The 15,642-nt window shown below is 60.4% G+C and carries 13 protein-coding genes; 4 read left to right on the top strand and 9 right to left on the bottom strand.

The genetic code is table 11. The annotated features are described in order from the left end of the window. Positions 1–5: 5 nt before the first annotated feature. Genes yidD through rpmH form a run of 3 tightly spaced genes read right to left on the bottom strand, consistent with a single transcriptional unit; the run spans position 6 to position 735 of the window. The gene (gene yidD / locus AC07TV_RS00495; RefSeq protein WP_494647368.1) at positions 6–215 is read right to left on the bottom strand and encodes a membrane protein insertion efficiency factor YidD; all 210 of its coding nucleotides are present in this window, start codon (positions 213–215) and stop codon (positions 6–8) included. Next, positions 215–583 (bottom strand): ribonuclease P protein component, encoded by a 369-nt coding sequence (gene rnpA / locus AC07TV_RS00490; protein ID WP_494646431.1) that lies wholly within the window; start codon positions 581–583, stop codon positions 215–217. The genes yidD and rnpA overlap by 1 nt, the downstream gene beginning before the upstream one ends. A 17-nt stretch (positions 584–600) precedes the next feature. Then, positions 601–735, bottom strand: coding sequence for a 50S ribosomal protein L34 (gene rpmH, locus AC07TV_RS00485; RefSeq protein ID WP_011289924.1), 135 nt, complete (start codon positions 733–735; stop codon positions 601–603). A 235-nt stretch (positions 736–970) separates the two neighbouring features. Between rpmH and dnaA the strand changes: the two genes are divergently transcribed. The 3 genes from dnaA (at position 971) to gyrB (ending at position 6,247) form a co-directional block, all read left to right on the top strand. Further along, positions 971–2,362 carry a chromosomal replication initiator protein DnaA gene (dnaA, locus tag AC07TV_RS00480; protein WP_494646430.1) on the top strand — a complete coding sequence of 464 codons (1,392 nt, stop codon included), beginning with the start codon at positions 971–973 and terminating at the stop codon, positions 2,360–2,362. Between the two features lie 209 nt (positions 2,363–2,571). Beyond that, positions 2,572–3,678 carry a DNA polymerase III subunit beta gene (gene dnaN / locus AC07TV_RS00475; protein WP_494646429.1) on the top strand — a complete coding sequence of 369 codons (1,107 nt, stop codon included), beginning with the start codon at positions 2,572–2,574 and terminating at the stop codon, positions 3,676–3,678. A 73-nt stretch (positions 3,679–3,751) separates the two neighbouring features. Beyond that, the gene (gyrB, locus tag AC07TV_RS00470) at positions 3,752–6,247 is read left to right on the top strand and encodes a DNA topoisomerase (ATP-hydrolyzing) subunit B (protein ID WP_494646428.1); all 2,496 of its coding nucleotides are present in this window, start codon (positions 3,752–3,754) and stop codon (positions 6,245–6,247) included. Positions 6,248–6,339: 92 nt separating this feature from the next. Here the strand turns inward: gyrB and nrtS are convergent, their stop codons facing one another. Next, on the bottom strand, positions 6,340–6,561 hold the full coding sequence (gene nrtS / locus AC07TV_RS00465) for a nitrate/nitrite transporter NrtS (RefSeq protein ID WP_494646427.1): 222 nt from the start codon (positions 6,559–6,561) through the stop codon (positions 6,340–6,342). A 56-nt stretch (positions 6,562–6,617) separates the two neighbouring features. On the opposite strand from nrtS, the gene dtd reads away from it, so the two are divergent. Then, positions 6,618–7,070 (top strand): D-aminoacyl-tRNA deacylase, encoded by a 453-nt coding sequence (gene dtd, locus AC07TV_RS00460; RefSeq protein WP_494646426.1) that lies wholly within the window; start codon positions 6,618–6,620, stop codon positions 7,068–7,070. A 6-nt stretch (positions 7,071–7,076) separates the two neighbouring features. On the opposite strand, the gene AC07TV_RS00455 is transcribed toward dtd, so the two are convergent. The 5 genes from AC07TV_RS00455 to gshB form a co-directional block, all read right to left on the bottom strand. Further along, the gene (locus AC07TV_RS00455) at positions 7,077–7,913 is read right to left on the bottom strand and encodes an SIR2 family NAD-dependent protein deacylase (RefSeq protein ID WP_494646425.1); all 837 of its coding nucleotides are present in this window, start codon (positions 7,911–7,913) and stop codon (positions 7,077–7,079) included. A gap of 62 nt (positions 7,914–7,975) precedes the next feature. Beyond that, a complete protein-coding gene (locus AC07TV_RS00450; protein ID WP_494646424.1) occupies positions 7,976–9,115 on the bottom strand; it encodes a response regulator in 1,140 nt (379 codons plus the stop codon). Between the two features lie 25 nt (positions 9,116–9,140). After that, a complete protein-coding gene (locus AC07TV_RS00445; RefSeq protein WP_494646423.1) occupies positions 9,141–13,454 on the bottom strand; it encodes a response regulator in 4,314 nt (1,437 codons plus the stop codon). Between the two features lie 119 nt (positions 13,455–13,573). Then, positions 13,574–14,635, bottom strand: coding sequence for an FAD:protein FMN transferase (locus tag AC07TV_RS00440; protein ID WP_494646422.1), 1,062 nt, complete (start codon positions 14,633–14,635; stop codon positions 13,574–13,576). Next, positions 14,620–15,639 carry a glutathione synthase gene (gene gshB, locus AC07TV_RS00435; RefSeq protein ID WP_494646421.1) on the bottom strand — a complete coding sequence of 340 codons (1,020 nt, stop codon included), beginning with the start codon at positions 15,637–15,639 and terminating at the stop codon, positions 14,620–14,622. The genes AC07TV_RS00440 and gshB overlap by 16 nt, the downstream gene beginning before the upstream one ends. Between the last annotated feature and the right edge of the window lie 3 nt (positions 15,640–15,642).

Below are 15,642 nucleotides of genomic sequence, written 5' to 3'. Positions count from 1 at the left end.
TTGAATCAGGGTACAGGATCATACCCACCAGGATGCCATGGGTGGCAACGGCCGACTCTTTTCAAGCCTAGCCAGCCACCCCGGAAGGCGCCATATTTCTGTACAGCTTCCACCATATACGCCGAGCAACTCGGCTCATGTCGGCAGCTGCGCCCGAGAAACGGACTGATTGCGTATTGATAGACGCGAATCAGACCAATCAACAGGTGCTTCATCATTCTTCCCGCTTCGGCCGTGGCCGTTGCAGTTTATTCAGCAGGGCAAGGAAATCTTCAGCCAGCAACTTGCCGTCGAGCGGTGCCGGTTTTGCTGCCAGCCGGATCACCAGATCGACTGGTGGCAAGCCTACCAGTCGCAGACGGAACTGCTCGCGAACCACGCGCTTGACCTTGTTCCGATCAACCGCCCGTTTGAGCAGTTTTTTGGCGACGACAAGACCCAGACGTGCTTCGGTATTTCCTTCGGGGCGTGGCTGATAATGCAACATCAGCAGCTTGCCTCGAATTGCCCTCCTGAAACCAAAAACGGATGAGAACTCATCCGTTTTTGTCAGGCGATAGCGTCGGGCGAAGGTTTGTTCCACCTCGCCGAACGTCCGGTTTATACGGCCAGACGCGTGCGACCCTTGGCGCGGCGAGCAGCAATGACTGCACGGCCACCCTTGGTGCGCATACGGACCAGGAAGCCATGGGTGCGCTTGCGGCGCACGACCGACGGTTGATACGTGCGTTTCATGTTGTTGTCCCTTGATGTGCGAAGAAAAACGCGTGATTACACCTTGTTTGAAGGTGCTTTGTCAAGATCAATTATTTTTCAAAGCTGTGGATAACTTCCCGGATGGCGGGTAGAATCTTGGCTTCGCTGGTCTCCGTCCGGTCATCAGCCTATTCAAAAAACGGTTTTTAAATCAAGTATCTAATAACCGCCATCGAAGTCAAAATCGAATGCGCGGGGAGGAGTGTTTTCGTCAATGGCCGGTTTCTGGGAATCCTGTTTGCAGCGCTTCGAGCAGGAATTGCCCGCGCAGCAATTCAACACCTGGATCAGGCCATTGCGGCTCGAAGGCGAAACCACGGCTCTGGACGACGGCTTGCGTCTTATCGCGCCGAACACTTTCATTTTGAAGTGGGTACGTGACCGCTATCTGACCCGCATTGAAGAATACAGCCGGAGCTTTTTCTCCGGCCCGGTCAGTATCGCGCTGGTTATTGGCAGTGGAAAAACAGCCAGCCGGGTTGAAACCGGCGGCGATACGGGCGAAAAATTACCTGCCAAACCGGTTTCAGGCAGCGAAAAGAAAGCATCGGCGCCCGAGAAACCACGCGCCAAGAGTGGCAATTACGAAAAGTCGCGGCTGTTTCAGTCCTTTACCTTCGACAATCTGGTTGTCGGCAAAGCGAATGACCTAGCACGTGCTGCTGCTGTTCAGGTCGCCAACAACCCTGGTGGCGCCTACAACCCGTTGTTTATCTATGGTGGTGCCGGCCTCGGCAAGACCCACCTGATTCACGCCATCGGCAACGCCATCGTCGCCGAAAACCCGGAAAAGATCGTCCGCTACGTTCATGCCGAGGATTACTACTCGGATGTGGTGCGGGCCTACCAGCAAAAATCCTTCGACACTTTCAAGCGCACCTATCGTTCGCTCGATGTGTTGTTGCTCGACGATGTCCAGTTTTTCAATGGCAAGAATCGTTCGCAGGAGGAGTTCTTCTTCCTGTTCAATGCGCTGATCGAGGCTCGCAAGCAAATCATCATTACCTGCGACACCTATCCGAAGGATATCAACGGACTCGATGATCGGCTGGTCACGCGCTTCGACTGGGGCCTGACTGTCCAGATCGAGCCACCGGAACTGGAAATGCGCGTCGCCATCCTGAAGAAGAAGGCGGAAGCGGAAGGCATTCATCTCGACGATGAGGTTCCGTTCTTCATTGCCAAGCATTTGCGTTCCAACGTGCGCGAACTTGAAGGCGCATTGAAGAAGGTGCTGGCCTATTCGTCCTTCCATGGTCGGGCCATTGCGCTCGACCTGACCAAGGAAGCGCTCAAGGACGTCATTGGTTCGGCCCGCAATGTCGGCATCGACAACATCCAGAAGACCGTAGCCGATTATTACAAGATGAAGGTTGCCGAGCTGTTTTCGAAAAAGCGCACTCGCGCCATTGCCCGGCCGCGTCAGGTTGCTATGTGGCTGTGCCGGGAAGTGACTTCACACAGTTTCCCGGAAATCGGCGATGCCTTCGGTGGCCGCGATCACACCACGGTCATTCATGCCGTCAAGACCATCGATGCTTTGCGCATCAAGGAAAATGAACTCAACCACGACCTGCATGTGTTGCTGCAGGTATTGAAAGGATGAGGTTGTCGATAAGTCTGTGGAAAAGCTGTGTATGAATTGTGGATCATATGGAATTACCCACTTTGTGGGAAAATTGTCCGGATTTCACCCACAGGCAATCCAGTTGTTTTCGCAGACCGTAAAATTTGATTCAAACATCTGAAATTAAACAATATTTTTCAGTTATTCACAGAATTGTTCCCGATATAGTCTACTTAGGAATTTAATTTATGGTTCTTATCAAAACCCAAAGAGACACGCTTCTGGCCCCGCTGCAGTCGGTATCGGGAATTGTCGAGCGTCGTCATACGCTGCCTATCCTGTCCAACGTCTTGCTGGAAAAGAAGGGTGATCGCCTGACCTTGCTGGCCACCGACATCGAAATTCAGATCACCACGAGTACCGAAGGTGCTGGCGGTGATGGCGATGGCGCCGTAACGGTCGGTGCCCGCAAGCTGCAGGAAATCCTGCGTTCCCTGCCGGATACCACCGAAGTCAGTCTGGTTCTCGAAGACAAGCGTCTGCTCGTGCGCGGCGGCAAGAGCCGGTTCAGCCTGCAGACCCTGCCGGCCGATGATTTCCCGCGCATGACGGTCAACGAAGGCGAAACCAAACAGTTTTCGATGTCGCAAAAGGCTTTCCGCCAGCTGATCAGCAAGACCCAGTATTCGATGGCGGCACAGGACGTGCGTTACTACCTGAACGGTCTGCTGCTGCTGGTCGAAGGCAAGGAACTGCGTGCCGTGGCGACCGATGGTCACCGCCTGGCTTACGCCAGCGTCGAGATCGACACCGATCTGCCGCGTCAGGAAATGATCCTGCCACGCAAGACCGTGCTCGAATTGAACCGTCTGCTGCTCGATAACGATGATGCGCTGAACATCACGTTAACGCCGAATCAGGTGCGCTTTGCTTTCGGTTCCGTGGTGCTGGTTTCCAAGCTGATCGATGGCAAGTTCCCGGATTACGAACGCGTTGTTCCGGCAACTCTGAAGAACCACATGAAGGTTGGCCGTCAGACCCTGATGCAGGCCATGCAGCGCGCCGCCATCCTGACCAACGAAAAATTCCGTGGCGTTCGTGTTGTTCTCGGTGAAAACAGCCTGAAGCTGATCGCCGCCAACGCCGAGCAGGAAGAGGCCGTCGAAGAAATCGAAGTTGATTACACCGGCGACGTCATCGATGTCGGCTTCAACGTCGGTTATCTGCTCGACGTGCTCAACAACATACACACCGAAGAAATTCAGTGGAGTTTCAACGACGCCAATTCCAGCGCGCTGATTACTGTCCCCGGCAACGACCGCTTCAAGTATGTCGTGATGCCGATGCGCATCTGACCGACCAGGCAACAACCCAAGAAGGCCTGCCCAGCCGGGCAGGCCTTTTGCAGTTTCACGTGGAACCAAAACAATGAGTGAAGAGAACGTCCCGCAACCGCAAGCCGAGTCACCCGCCTATGGCGAAGCCAGCATCCAGATCCTCGAAGGCCTGGAGGCTGTCCGCAAGCGCCCTGGCATGTACATCGGCGATACCTCCGACGGTACCGGTCTGCATCATCTGGTCTTCGAAGTCGTCGATAACTCGATTGACGAAGCGCTGGCCGGGCATTGCGACGACATCATCGTCACCATTCACACCGACAACTCGATTTCCGTCATCGACAACGGCCGGGGCATCCCGACCGGCGTCAAGATGGATGACAAGCACGAGCCGAAGCGCTCGGCAGCCGAAATCGCGCTGACCGAACTGCACGCTGGCGGCAAGTTCAACCAGAACTCCTACAAGGTGTCCGGCGGCCTGCACGGCGTTGGCGTTTCCTGCGTCAATGCGCTGTCCAAGTTCCTGCGCCTGACCATTCGCCGCGACGGTAAGAAGCATTTCATGGAATTTTGCCGTGGTGTGCCGGTTGACCGCAGCATCGAGATCCGCGACGGCTTTGAAGTCTCGCCGCTCAAGGTGCTGGGTGATACTGAAAAACGCGGTACCGAAGTGCACTTCCTGGCCGATGACGAAATCTTCGGTCATGTCGAATTCCATTACGAAATCCTCGCCAAGCGTCTGCGCGAACTGTCTTTCCTGAACAACGGCGTATCCATCAAATTGGTCGACCAGCGCGCCGGCAAGGAAGAGCTGTTTGCCTTTGCCGGTGGCGTGCAGAGCTTCGTTGAGTACATCAACCGCACCAAGTCGGTCCTCCATCCGAACATCTTCTATTCGGCCGGCGACGCCAAGGTGGGCCAGGGCGCGGCCGATTCCGCCATTACCATCGGTGTCGAAGTGGCGATGCAGTGGAACGACTCCTACCAGGAACAGGTGCTCTGCTTCACCAACAACATTCCGCAGTCGGACGGGGGCACCCACCTGACCGGCCTGCGCGCTGCGATGACCCGCGTCATCAACAAGTACATCGACGAAAACGAGATTGCCAAGAAGGCCAAGGTCGATATCGCCGGCGATGACATGCGCGAAGGCCTGGCCTGTGTGCTGTCGGTCAAGATGCCCGACCCGAAGTTCGCCTCGCAGACCAAGATGAAGCTGGTTTCATCCGAAGCCCGTGCAGCCGTTGAAGAAGTCGTCGCTCAGAAGCTCGCCGATTTCCTGCTCGAGCGTCCGGTCGATGCCAAGATGATCTGCGGCAAGATCGTTGAAGCCTCCCGGGCTCGTGAAGCTGCTCGTCGCGCCCGTGAAATGACGCGCCGCAAGGGCGTTCTCGACGGCGTTGGCTTGCCCGGCAAGCTGGCTGACTGTCAGGAAAAAGATCCGGCGCTGTGCGAAATCTACATCGTCGAGGGCGACTCCGCCGGCGGCTCTGCCAAGCAGGGTCGCGACCGGAAGTTCCAGGCCATCCTGCCGTTGCGCGGCAAGGTGCTCAACGTCGAGAAGGCGCGTTTCGACAAGCTGATATCGTCCGAACAGATCGTCACGCTGATCACCGCACTCGGTACCGGCATCGGCAAGGACGACTTCAACGTCGAAAAGCTGCGTTACCACCGCATCATCATCATGACCGACGCGGACGTCGACGGTGCGCACATCCGTACCCTGCTGCTGACGCTGCTCTATCGCCAGATGCCCGAGCTGATCGACCGCGGCTACGTCTATATCGCCCAGCCGCCGCTCTACAAGGTCAAGCACGGCAAGACCGAGCGCTACCTCAAGGACGACCTCGAATACAACCAGTTCCTGCTCAACATGGCGCTCGATGAAGCCGCCCTGACGCCGCGCACCGGTGTCGAGCCGGTTACCGGTCCGGCGCTCGAAGGTCTGGCCCGCTCCTGGCTGGCCACCGAAGCCGTCATCGATCGCCTGTCGCACCTGATCAACCCCGAAGTGCTGCAGTCCATCGTTCGCCATAACCTTGCGGTGGACCTGTCCAGCGAAGATAAAACGCGGGCCAGTGCCGAACTGATCGCCTCCTACATCCCGGCTGGCACGCGCATGGTGCCGAAGTACGACGACATCCAGGAACGCTGGACGCTGCGCGTCGAACGCATGCACCACGGCAACCTCAAGGTTGGCCTGATCGACGAAGATCTGCTTTTGTCCGGCGACTTCATGCAGCTACGCCGGACGGCCGAGACGCTGGCCGACATGTTCGGCGCCGGTGCCGTGATGGCGCGGGGCGAGAAGAAACAGGTCGTGACCAACTTCGGTGACGCCATGAAGTGGCTGCTCAACGAAGTCGAGCGCGGGATCAGCAAGCAGCGCTACAAAGGTCTGGGTGAGATGAACCCGTCGCAATTGTGGGAAACGACGATGGACCCGAAGGTCCGCCGCCTGCTACGCGTACAGATCGACGACGCGATTGCCGCCGATGAGATCTTCACGACCCTGATGGGCGAGGACGTCGAGCCACGTCGGGCCTTCATCGAAACCAATGCCTTGAGCGCGCGGGTCGATATTTAATATAAAAATTTTCGGAAATACGCTCGCTATTCTGAGGATAGAAAGGCCCCGATTTGGGGCCTTTCTTTTTATTCCGACTGCTTGAGCACCGTTTATTTCCGGGCAATATTCAACTGGTTTTTGGCAGCGCTGTAGCTGGCGACGCAATAGGGCACGATGAAATTGAGCGCGACGTGGGGCCAGGAAATTCCGGACCATGAAATGAGCGCTTCGCCCTGATTTATCAGGTTCAGCACGCTGCCGACGACGAGCGCGATGCGAATGGCGTTGGTCACGATGGGGCGGGTGAGCGCGGTGCTGAGGACGTCGTTCATTGCGGCTTTGGCGGGAGTTGGCGGGGTGTTTGGTCCATTTTGACAAGGAATTCGGTATGCGGGTAGTCATTCAGCGGGTCAGGGAAGCCAGTGTCACGGTCAACCGGAAAATTTGCGGAAAAATAGAATCGGGCTTGCTGGTGCTGGCCGGGTTTGAAGAGTCTGACGGCGAAGCCGATCTGGCCTGGATGGCCGGCAAGATCGTTCGCCTGCGGCTGTTTGGCGATGAGAGCGGGGTGATGAATCGCAGCATTGTCGAGGCTGGCGGGGAGATTCTGGCCGTTTCGCAATTCACGCTCTATGCCTCGGTGAAGAAAGGCAACCGGCCGTCGTGGAGCCGAGCGGCGCGTGGCGATGTTTCGCAGCCGCTGTTCGAGCAGTTTGTCGCCCGGCTGTCGACTGAGCTCGGCAAGCCGGTGCCGACCGGGGTTTTCGGGGCGGACATGGAGGTCAGCCTGATCAACGACGGGCCGGTCACGCTGACGATCGATTCGAAGACGCCGGAGTAGGCAGCTTCAGTCTTTGGTGCAGGCTTGGTGGAGGCGGCTGATGCCGTCGAGGCCGCCGACGGCTAGCCCGATGCCGTTTGCCGTGTCGGGCACTTCCGGCTCCCCAGGGTTGATGCGGATGAGCTTGCCGCCGCTGTCTTCGGAAAAATGGCGGACGGTGGGGATGTTCTTCCCGGCGCCGATTTCGATGCAAACGAGACGCTCGGTCATCGCCAGCCATTGTTGCAGACGCTGGTATTGCAGCGTCGTGCGCCGCTCCACCCAGCCCCAGTCGCCGAACATCAGGATGTTGGGCCGGGCCAGGGCGCCGCAGTGCGGGCAATGGGGTAATTCGTCGAGCAGACGGCAGTTGGTGGCGTCGATTTCGGGATGAAAATCGTCGGCCGGCCAGATTTGTTCGCCACAGCCGGCCGCGCATTGCAGGTGATGGATGGAGCCATGGATTTCGCAGACCTGATCGGAAGCGAAACCGGCTTTCTGGAACTGGCCATCGACGTTGCTGGTGAAGGCGCGGATGCCGTGCCGCATGTCTTTCGCCAGATCGCGGAGCAGGGCGAAGCCGGCGTGCGGCGTGGTGTGCCGGTAGAGGGCGAGGCGATGGCCGTAGAAGCCCCAGGCCAGGCGCGGGTCGGTTTCGAAGGCGGCCGGGTTGGCGATCGATTCGAAGGCGATTCTGGCCCGGCCGAGCGCTGGATAGACCGACCAGAAGCCACCCGGCCCGCGAAAGTCGGGCAGCCCCGAGTCGATGCCCATGCCGGCGCCGGCGGTGACCAGCAGGCCGTCGGCTCGACGCAGCCATTCGGCCGCCCGGGCGAGGTTTAGGGCCAATTGTCGGTCAGGCACGGTTTCTCCACCCAATTCCACGGTCAACCGGAAAAAAGGCCCAAATTTGAAATCATCGCCGCTCAGTCAAGGCCGCCCTCGGTGCTGGACAGCACGCCCGGGTAGCCCGCCGGATCGTCCTTGTGGTGAAAGATCTCGTTGATCTGGAATTCCAGATCGGTGAGGGCGCCGTGTTCGTCGGCGTAGATTTCCTTGATGCGGAGGATTTCCGGTATCGCTTGCCGGAAAGCATCGATCAGTTGCGGGTCGAAATGCTTTCCGGATTGCTCGTAGAGGTAGTGCAGGGCTTCCTCGACCGGCACTGCCTTCTTGTACGGGCGCACTGAAACCAGCGCATCGAAGACGTCGGCGATGGCCACAATCCGGCCTTCGAGCGGGATGTTCTCGCCCGCCAACTGCTGCGGGTAGCCGCTGCCATCCCACTTTTCGTGGTGGGTCAGGGCGATGATGCGGGAGGTTTCGAGCAGCTCGTTGTCGTGCTTGCCGATGATTTCGGCGCCCATGATCGGGTGCTGGTGCATGACGTCCCATTCTCCGCTATCGAGCTTTCCCGGCTTGAGCAGGATGGCATCGGGGATGCCGATCTTGCCGATGTCGTGCATCGGCGCCGTGTTGAAGATGATGTTTGCCGCCTCTTCGCCGAGGCCGTGGGCGACGGCGATGATGCGGGCGTAATGGCTCATGCGCAGGACGTGGTTGCCGGTTTCGTTGTCCTTGAACTCGGCGGCCCGGCCAAGACGGCGGATGATTTGCTGGCGCGTCGTGAGCAGCTCGTGGGTGCGCTGGCGGACCATCCGTTCGAGTTCGCGCGACTGGTCGTAGAGCGCCAGATGGGTGCGTACGCGGGCTTTGACGATGGGCGGGCTGATCGGCTTGGTGATGTAATCGACGGCACCAGTTTCCAGGCCGCGCTGTTCGTCTTCGACGCTGGTCATGGCGGTGACGAAAATGATCGGAATGCGTCGGCGGTCGGGATTCGATTTGAGGCGTCGGCAGATTTCCAGGCCGCTCAGGCCGGGCATCATGATGTCGAGCAGGATGAGGTCGGGCGGCTCGTCGGAATAGACGATCTTGAGCGCCTTCTCGCCCGAGGTGGCGATGCGGATTCGATAGTCGTCACGCAGCAATTCGCTGAGCAGATCGATGTTTTCCGGGCTGTCGTCGACGACCAGGATGCATTGTTTGGGGAGCAAGGGGGACATGATTTATGGTTCTCGTCAGGTTGGCTCAGGGTTTGCCGTGAATCGGGGCGAGCTGCTGCAGGGTTGCTGATGCTTCCTCAAAGTCATATTGCCCAATCTGCCGGGCAAGCTGTTCGACCAGATGCGGGTCGCAATGCTGACGAAGCGAAGCGGATATTTCTTCAAAATGCTGGACGGCGGCGGCATCGTCGTCGTCCAGCAGCTGGCGCAGCGTGGCCAGCGCATTGGCCGGCATTTCGGAAGCGTTGCCTGAGGCGATCGGTGGCGCAGCCGCCGGCAGGGTCGCCGGAATGCTCAGGGCGGTCGGCAGCGCGGTGCTTAGTTCGGCCAGCAGCGTGTCGATGGCCTCGTCGTCGGCCGGTGTTCCTTTTCTCAGCTTCTCTTCCAGTTCGCCGGCCAGACGGGCGAGGGCGACGGCGCCGAGGTTGCCGGCCAGGCCACGCAAGGTGTGGGCGCGCAGGATCATGGCGGCGCTGTCGCCCAGTTGCCGGTCAGACCGAAGCCGCTCGATCACATCAGCCTGATTCTCGCGGAAGCGGATGACCAGACGGTCGTACATGCTGCGATTGCCACCCATCCGCGCCAGGGCGGCGGCGGTGTCGATGTCGGCTGTATCAGTCGGGCTTGCCGGGATGGCGACAGCGGAGCGAGGCGAGCTGTCGCCATCGCGTGGCTTCAGCCAGTGGGCCAGCGTGGCGTGGAGGACGGCAACGTCGATCGGCTTGGGAATATGGTCGTTCATGCCGGCCGCCAGGCAGCGCTCACGGTCGCTGGCCAGTGCATTGGCGGTCATCGCGACGATCGGCAACTGACCTAGCTGCAACTCGTCGCGGATCATGGCGGTCGCGACATAACCATCCATCACCGGCATCTGGCAATCCATCAGGACCAGCTCGTAAGCGTTTTGCTGCACGGCGTCGACGGCCTGCCGGCCATTTTCAGCCGTGTCGACACTCAGCCCGATGTTGCGCAACATCTCCTCGGCCAGTTCGCGATTGACCTCGTTGTCTTCAACGAGCAGGACGCGCCGGCCCGCGAGCTGGCGCATCAGATTGTCCGGCCTCACCAGCGGCAGGGCGGCCAGGGCCGTTTCACGATGCAGCGCGACCATGATGCTGTCGAACAACGACGACGGCGTCGCCGGCTTGCTCAGGATGGCACCCACTGTCAGGCTGCCGAGCGCCGCCTGCAGCTCTTCGTGATCGAAGGCGGTGGCCATCACGATGGCTGCCTTGCCTGCCGCTGCCGACTGGCCGATTCGCCTGACCAGCTCGACGCCATCCATGCCCGGCATCTTCCAGTCGATAATGAGCAGTCCGTAGGATTGTCCAGCCTGGCTGGCGGCGGCAAGTTCGTCCAGCGCCGCGCTGCCGCTGGCTACGGCATGGCTGGCGATGCCCAGCGCCATCAGCATCTGCGTGAAGATTTCGCAGGCGCCCGGGCTGTCATCGACAACCAGGGCGCGCAGGTCATTTGGCAGCCCGATGCGTCGCGGCATGGCGTCATCGCCGATGACCATCCCGAAGCCAAGCTGGAAGCTGAAACAACTGCCGGCGCCAAGCCGGCTGGTGACGCTGATGCTGCCGCCCTGCAGGTCGACGATGCGCTTGCAGATCGACAGGCCAAGGCCGGTGCCGCCGTATTTTCGGGTCGTCGAGGTATCAGCCTGGGTGAAGGCCGAGAACAGTTGTGCCTGCTGCTCGGGGCTCATGCCGATTCCGGTATCGCGCACTTCGAAGCTCAGTTCGACCTTCTCGTCGTGGCTGGCCAGCCGGTGCACGACCACCGTGATTTCGCCGGCTTCGGTAAATTTGATGGCGTTGCCAACCAGATTGAGCAGGACCTGACCAAGGCGCAGCGAATCACCGATCAGGTGGTCGGGAACGTCGGCTGCAACGTCGTAGAGCAGTTCGAGGCCACGTTCGCGGGCCTTCTGGGCACACAGGTCGCCGAGGTGGCGCAGGCTGGCGTCGAGGCTGAAGGGCGCCTGCTCGAAATGCATCATGCCGGCCTCGATCTTCGACAGGTCGAGAATGTCGTTTATGATGCCGAGCAAGCCCTTGGCAGCGTTGTCGACCTTGCTCAGGTAATTTTTCTGGCGGGGCGTCAGTTCGGTTTGCAGGGCAAGGTGGGTCATGCCGATGATGGCATTCATCGGCGTCCGGATTTCGTGGCTCATGTTGGCCAGGAAGTCGGCCTTCGCCGCCGCGGCCGATTCGGCAGCCGCCTGCGCCCTTTCCGCCTCGCGCTTGGCTTCCTTGAGCGGCGAGATGTCGACGATGATGCCGATCAGGCCGCCCGGCGTGCCGTCGGGCGAACGGAAGCCGCTGATCGAGTACAGCGTGTCGCGTAGCCTGCCGGTGGCATCGGCCATCTGCACTTCGCGGGTAACCCTGCTGCATTCGGCGATAACCTTTTCGTCTTCTGCCTGATAGGCCTGGCGGGCGTCTTCCGGCAGATAGTCGAGATCGAGCACGCGCTTGCCGATGAAGTGGTGGCGATCGACGCCGAAAAACTCTTCGTAGGCGTGGTTGCAACCGAGGAAACGGGTGTGGGCACCCTTGTAGAAAATGGCGTTGGGAATGGTGTCGAGCAAGGCCTGCAGGAAGGCAAACTGGCGAATCAGCTCGATTTCTATTTCGCGGCGCTCGGAGATGTCAAGGACGGTGACAAGCAGCGAGTCGAGCTTGCCATCCTCGTCGCGGATCGCGGCGATCTGGACGTCGCCCCAGCTGGTCTTGCCATGCGAGTCGAGGAACTCGAATTCCTGGCGAACGCTTTTGCTCTGCCCGGAGGCGATCTGGGGCAGGACTTCGTTCATCCGGGCCTGAATTTCGGCCGGAAAAACGATCTTTTCCGGATGGGCCAGCAAGGTATCGATTGGCTGGCCGACAAAACGGGCAAAGGCCGGGTTGACCAGCGTCGGCTTGCGGTCCGGGCTGAGGCTGACAATGCCGACCGCGGCGTTGTCGAAAATGGCCCGGAAGAAGGCTTCGCGCTTTTGCAGGATGTCCTGGCTCTGGCGCAGGGCCTGGGTACGTTTGGCCACCTTGAGTTCCAGCTCGATCTGGGCGTCTTCCTGCTCCCGGCGGGCGCCGCGCAGGTGCTGGCGCATGCCTTCGAGGGCGGCGGCGAGCTGGGTGACTTCGCGCCACGGCGCCTTGGTGGCCACCGGCTGGTCGAGTTCGAGCCGGCCGATGCGCGCGCTGTCCTCGGCCAGGGCATGCAGCGGCTCGCCAAAGCGGCGGGCGATGTGGATGGCAACGGCCATGCCCAGGGCCAAGGCGGAAAGGGTGATGAGGGCGAGCAGCAGAAGATCTTCGCGGGAAATCGGGACAAAGTCGTTTTCCGGGGCGATGACGCTGAGCAGGATGCCGCTGGCGTTGCCTTCGAGCGGGCGGAACAGGCTGACCCAGCGCCCGTCGGGGCGATCGTATTTCTGGACGCCATGAACGGTCGCCGGCATCGCCTGCCAGCGGCGGAAAGCCTCTGAGAACTCGGGCAATTCGAGCTCTTCGGATGTTTTCAGCAAGGCTTGGTTGATCGCCTGGCGGTCGTTGAAACGGGCGTCACGGGGCGGCGCGATGAGCTTGCCTTCCTTGAGGAAAAGCGCCGCCTTGCCCTGCGAGCCGAAAGTCATCCGGGTGGTGAATTCGGCGATGTCGATGAGCCGGACGTCGTGGGCAATGACGTAGGTCGAGCCGTCGCTGGCCGTCCACCGCATGGCGGCCGTGATGCCGGGGTCCTTGGTGGTGAAGAAGATGTACGGTTCGGTCCAGTGCACCGCCTGGGCGTCGGTCAGCGCCATGGCGCCCTTGAACCACGGACGTTCCCGGGCGTCGTAGTTGCGCTCGCGCATGTCGATATTTTCGATCCGGCGATTCTTGTCCCAAGTGATCCAGTAGGTCTGGTTGCCCCATTCGGCCGGATTGCTGATGCGGTTGGTCCACCGACCGTCGTCGGTCATCAGGAGCAGGATTTCACGGCCCGATTCGTGGGCGAAGATGACTGAGGTGATCTCGCCATGATTGGCGATGATGGGGAAGAAATACTCGTTGAAACGCAGCAGCTCGGCTTGGTCGAGATCGTTGTTGACGCCCCAGCCATGGCTGCTGCGCAAGGTTACTTCGACGGTCTTGAAAAGGTGGGTGACGCGGGCTTCGAGTTGTTCTGCGGCGAGCCGCATCTGCGATTCGGCCAATCGGTCAACGGTGGGCCGGCCGATCAGCTGATACAGGGCGAAAGCGAAGACGGCGAGCGAAAGCAGGATAAGCAGGCCGATACGCAGTACCAGACTGTTGGCAAACCCCGGCTTGTTGAAGAAACCACCCCGCAGCATTCTGTCCCCTGTTCGTGAATGCCTACGTTCCCCTGTCGATGAATTATTGTTTTTGTTTCAGCAGCAATGTTACGAGAAATCACTATCGCGCGTATACATGTCAGGAGAATGAATTTATCTCAGGGAAGCACCGTCAGTTCAGGCGTCTGCCCGATGAATTCGAGGCGCTGGCGCAGGGCTTCGGTGACGAAAATCCGGTTGTCGCGGTCAACGCGCAAAACGAGGCCGATTTCCATCTGGCGCGCCATGTCGCGCCAGCCGTCCGGGCCGGCAATGAAGATCGGCTTGGAAGTGGCATCCGACAAGGTGCCGGAGCGCGGCCCGGCTGGAATGAGCACGGTGACGGCCTGCGTGTGGTTGGCCGGATAGCCGGTGCGCGGGTCGAGCAGATGGGCGTAGCGCTCGCCGTCGACTTCGAAGAAGCGCTGGTAGTCGCCCGAAGTGCCGATGGCTTCGCCGTCGGCCAGGGTGACGGTGGCCAGCGGGCCGGGCTGGCGCGGATGCTGGATGCCGACGCGCCACGGCTTGCCTTGCTTGCTGCCGAGCGCCATGACGTTGCCACCGATGTTGATCAGCGCGTTGTTGATGCCCTGGGTGCGCAGGATGGCGGCGGCGCGGTCGAGGGCGACGCCTTTGAGGTAGCCGCCGAAATCGAGGGCGACGTTGCGGTTGCGGCTGCGCACGGTGGTGCCGTCGAGGCTGATATCGGCGATTGACGGTTTGTTCTCCAGCCAGGCCTTGATGTCGGCCGGCGGGGGTAGTTCGGCCTTGAATTCATCGGCCTGAAAGCCCCACAGCTTGATGAGCTGGCCAATGCCGGGATCGAACAGGTAGTCGCCCTGTTTTGACAGCGACTGGGCTTCCTGGATGAATTCGGCCAGTTCCAGGCTGACTTTCCACGGTCGACCGGAAAAAATGGCCGAATTCAAAGTCGTCAGTTCGGAGTCCTGCCAGGCGTGATAGGCCCGGTGCAGGCGGTCGAACTCGCGCAGCACGGCGGCGATGGCCTTGCGCCCCTGTTCCGGGTCTTCGCTGACGACCAGCACTTCGACCCGGGTGCCGAAGACGTAGGCCTGTTGTTCCTGCAATGGCGTACGGCCGCAGGCGGTGAGGAGCAGGGCGGAGACGACAGTCAGGGCCGTCAGGAAAAGCTTCAGGATAGGTGTCAGCTGAGGCCGCATGCGTGTTCGATGGCGGTGATGAAAGCGCCGGCCGCATCGAAGCCGGATTGCTGGCGGATCTCGACCATGCAGGTCGGGCTGGTCACGTTGATTTCGGTGAGATGGTCGCCGATGACGTCGATGCCGACGAGCATCAGCCCGCGCTTGAAGAGGATGGGGCCGAGCGTTTCGGCGATTTCGCGGTCGCGGGCCGACAGTTCCTGGGCGACGCCGGTGCCGCCGACGGCAAGGTTGCCGCGCGTTTCGCCGGCTTTGGGGATGCGTGCCAGGCAAAAGGGCACCGGTTTGCCGGCGATGATCAGGATGCGCTTGTCGCCGTGGCTGATCTCGGGCACGTAGCGCTGCGCCATGATCGTCCGGGCGCCTTCGTGGGTCAGCGTTTCGACGATGACGTTGCGGTTCGGGTCGTTGCGATGGACGCGGAAAATCTGGCTGCCGCCCATGCCATCGAGCGGTTTGAGGATAACGTCGCGCTGCTCGTCGATGAAATGATGGATCTGCGCCATGTCGCGGCTGATCGCGGTGGTCGGGGCAAAGTGGGCGAACTCCATGAGCGCCAGCTTTTCCGAGTGATCGCGCAGGGCCCGCGGCCGGTTGAAAACCTTGACGCCATCGGCCTCGGCTCGTTCGAGCAGCCAGGTCGCCGTCAGGTATTCGAAATCGAAAGGCGGATCCTTGCGCATGATCACCCCGTCGAAGGCGGTCAGCGGCAGCCATTCGCGGCCGGTTTCGCGGTACCAGTCGTGGTCGTCCGGGCGCAGCAGCAGGTGCGTCGCCTCGCCGACCACGCCGCCGGGGTGACCGGCCTCCGGCTTGCGCCAGCCGAGCGTCGCGGCGTCGATGGCATAAACATCGTGGCCGTGGTTTTCGGCGGCGCGCATCATGGCGATGGAAGAATCCTTCCACGCCTTGAGATGCTCGAGCGGATCGACGATGAAGGCCAGTTTCAACGACTGGGCGCTACCGCCGAGCAGGTGTTTTTCGAAATGAAGTTGCTGAGCCACGGC

Source organism: Azonexus sp. GW821-FHT04F04 (assembly GCF_059420025.1).
This window is presented reverse-complemented; position numbering and strand designations above follow the sequence as displayed.

Coding starts and splice junctions, on each gene's coding strand:
- yidD (WP_494647368.1), bottom strand. CDS start 215: ATGAAGCACCTGTTGATTGGTCTGATTCGCGTCTATCAATACGCAATC.
- rpmH (WP_011289924.1), bottom strand. CDS start 735: ATGAAACGCACGTATCAACCGTCGGTCGTGCGCCGCAAGCGCACCCAT.
- dnaA (WP_494646430.1), top strand. CDS start 971: ATGGCCGGTTTCTGGGAATCCTGTTTGCAGCGCTTCGAGCAGGAATTG.
- dnaN (WP_494646429.1), top strand. CDS start 2,572: ATGGTTCTTATCAAAACCCAAAGAGACACGCTTCTGGCCCCGCTGCAG.
- gyrB (WP_494646428.1), top strand. CDS start 3,752: ATGAGTGAAGAGAACGTCCCGCAACCGCAAGCCGAGTCACCCGCCTAT.
- nrtS (WP_494646427.1), bottom strand. CDS start 6,561: ATGAACGACGTCCTCAGCACCGCGCTCACCCGCCCCATCGTGACCAAC.
- dtd (WP_494646426.1), top strand. CDS start 6,618: ATGCGGGTAGTCATTCAGCGGGTCAGGGAAGCCAGTGTCACGGTCAAC.
- AC07TV_RS00450 (WP_494646424.1), bottom strand. CDS start 9,115: ATGTCCCCCTTGCTCCCCAAACAATGCATCCTGGTCGTCGACGACAGC.
- AC07TV_RS00445 (WP_494646423.1), bottom strand. CDS start 13,454: ATGCTGCGGGGTGGTTTCTTCAACAAGCCGGGGTTTGCCAACAGTCTG.
- AC07TV_RS00440 (WP_494646422.1), bottom strand. CDS start 14,635: ATGCGGCCTCAGCTGACACCTATCCTGAAGCTTTTCCTGACGGCCCTG.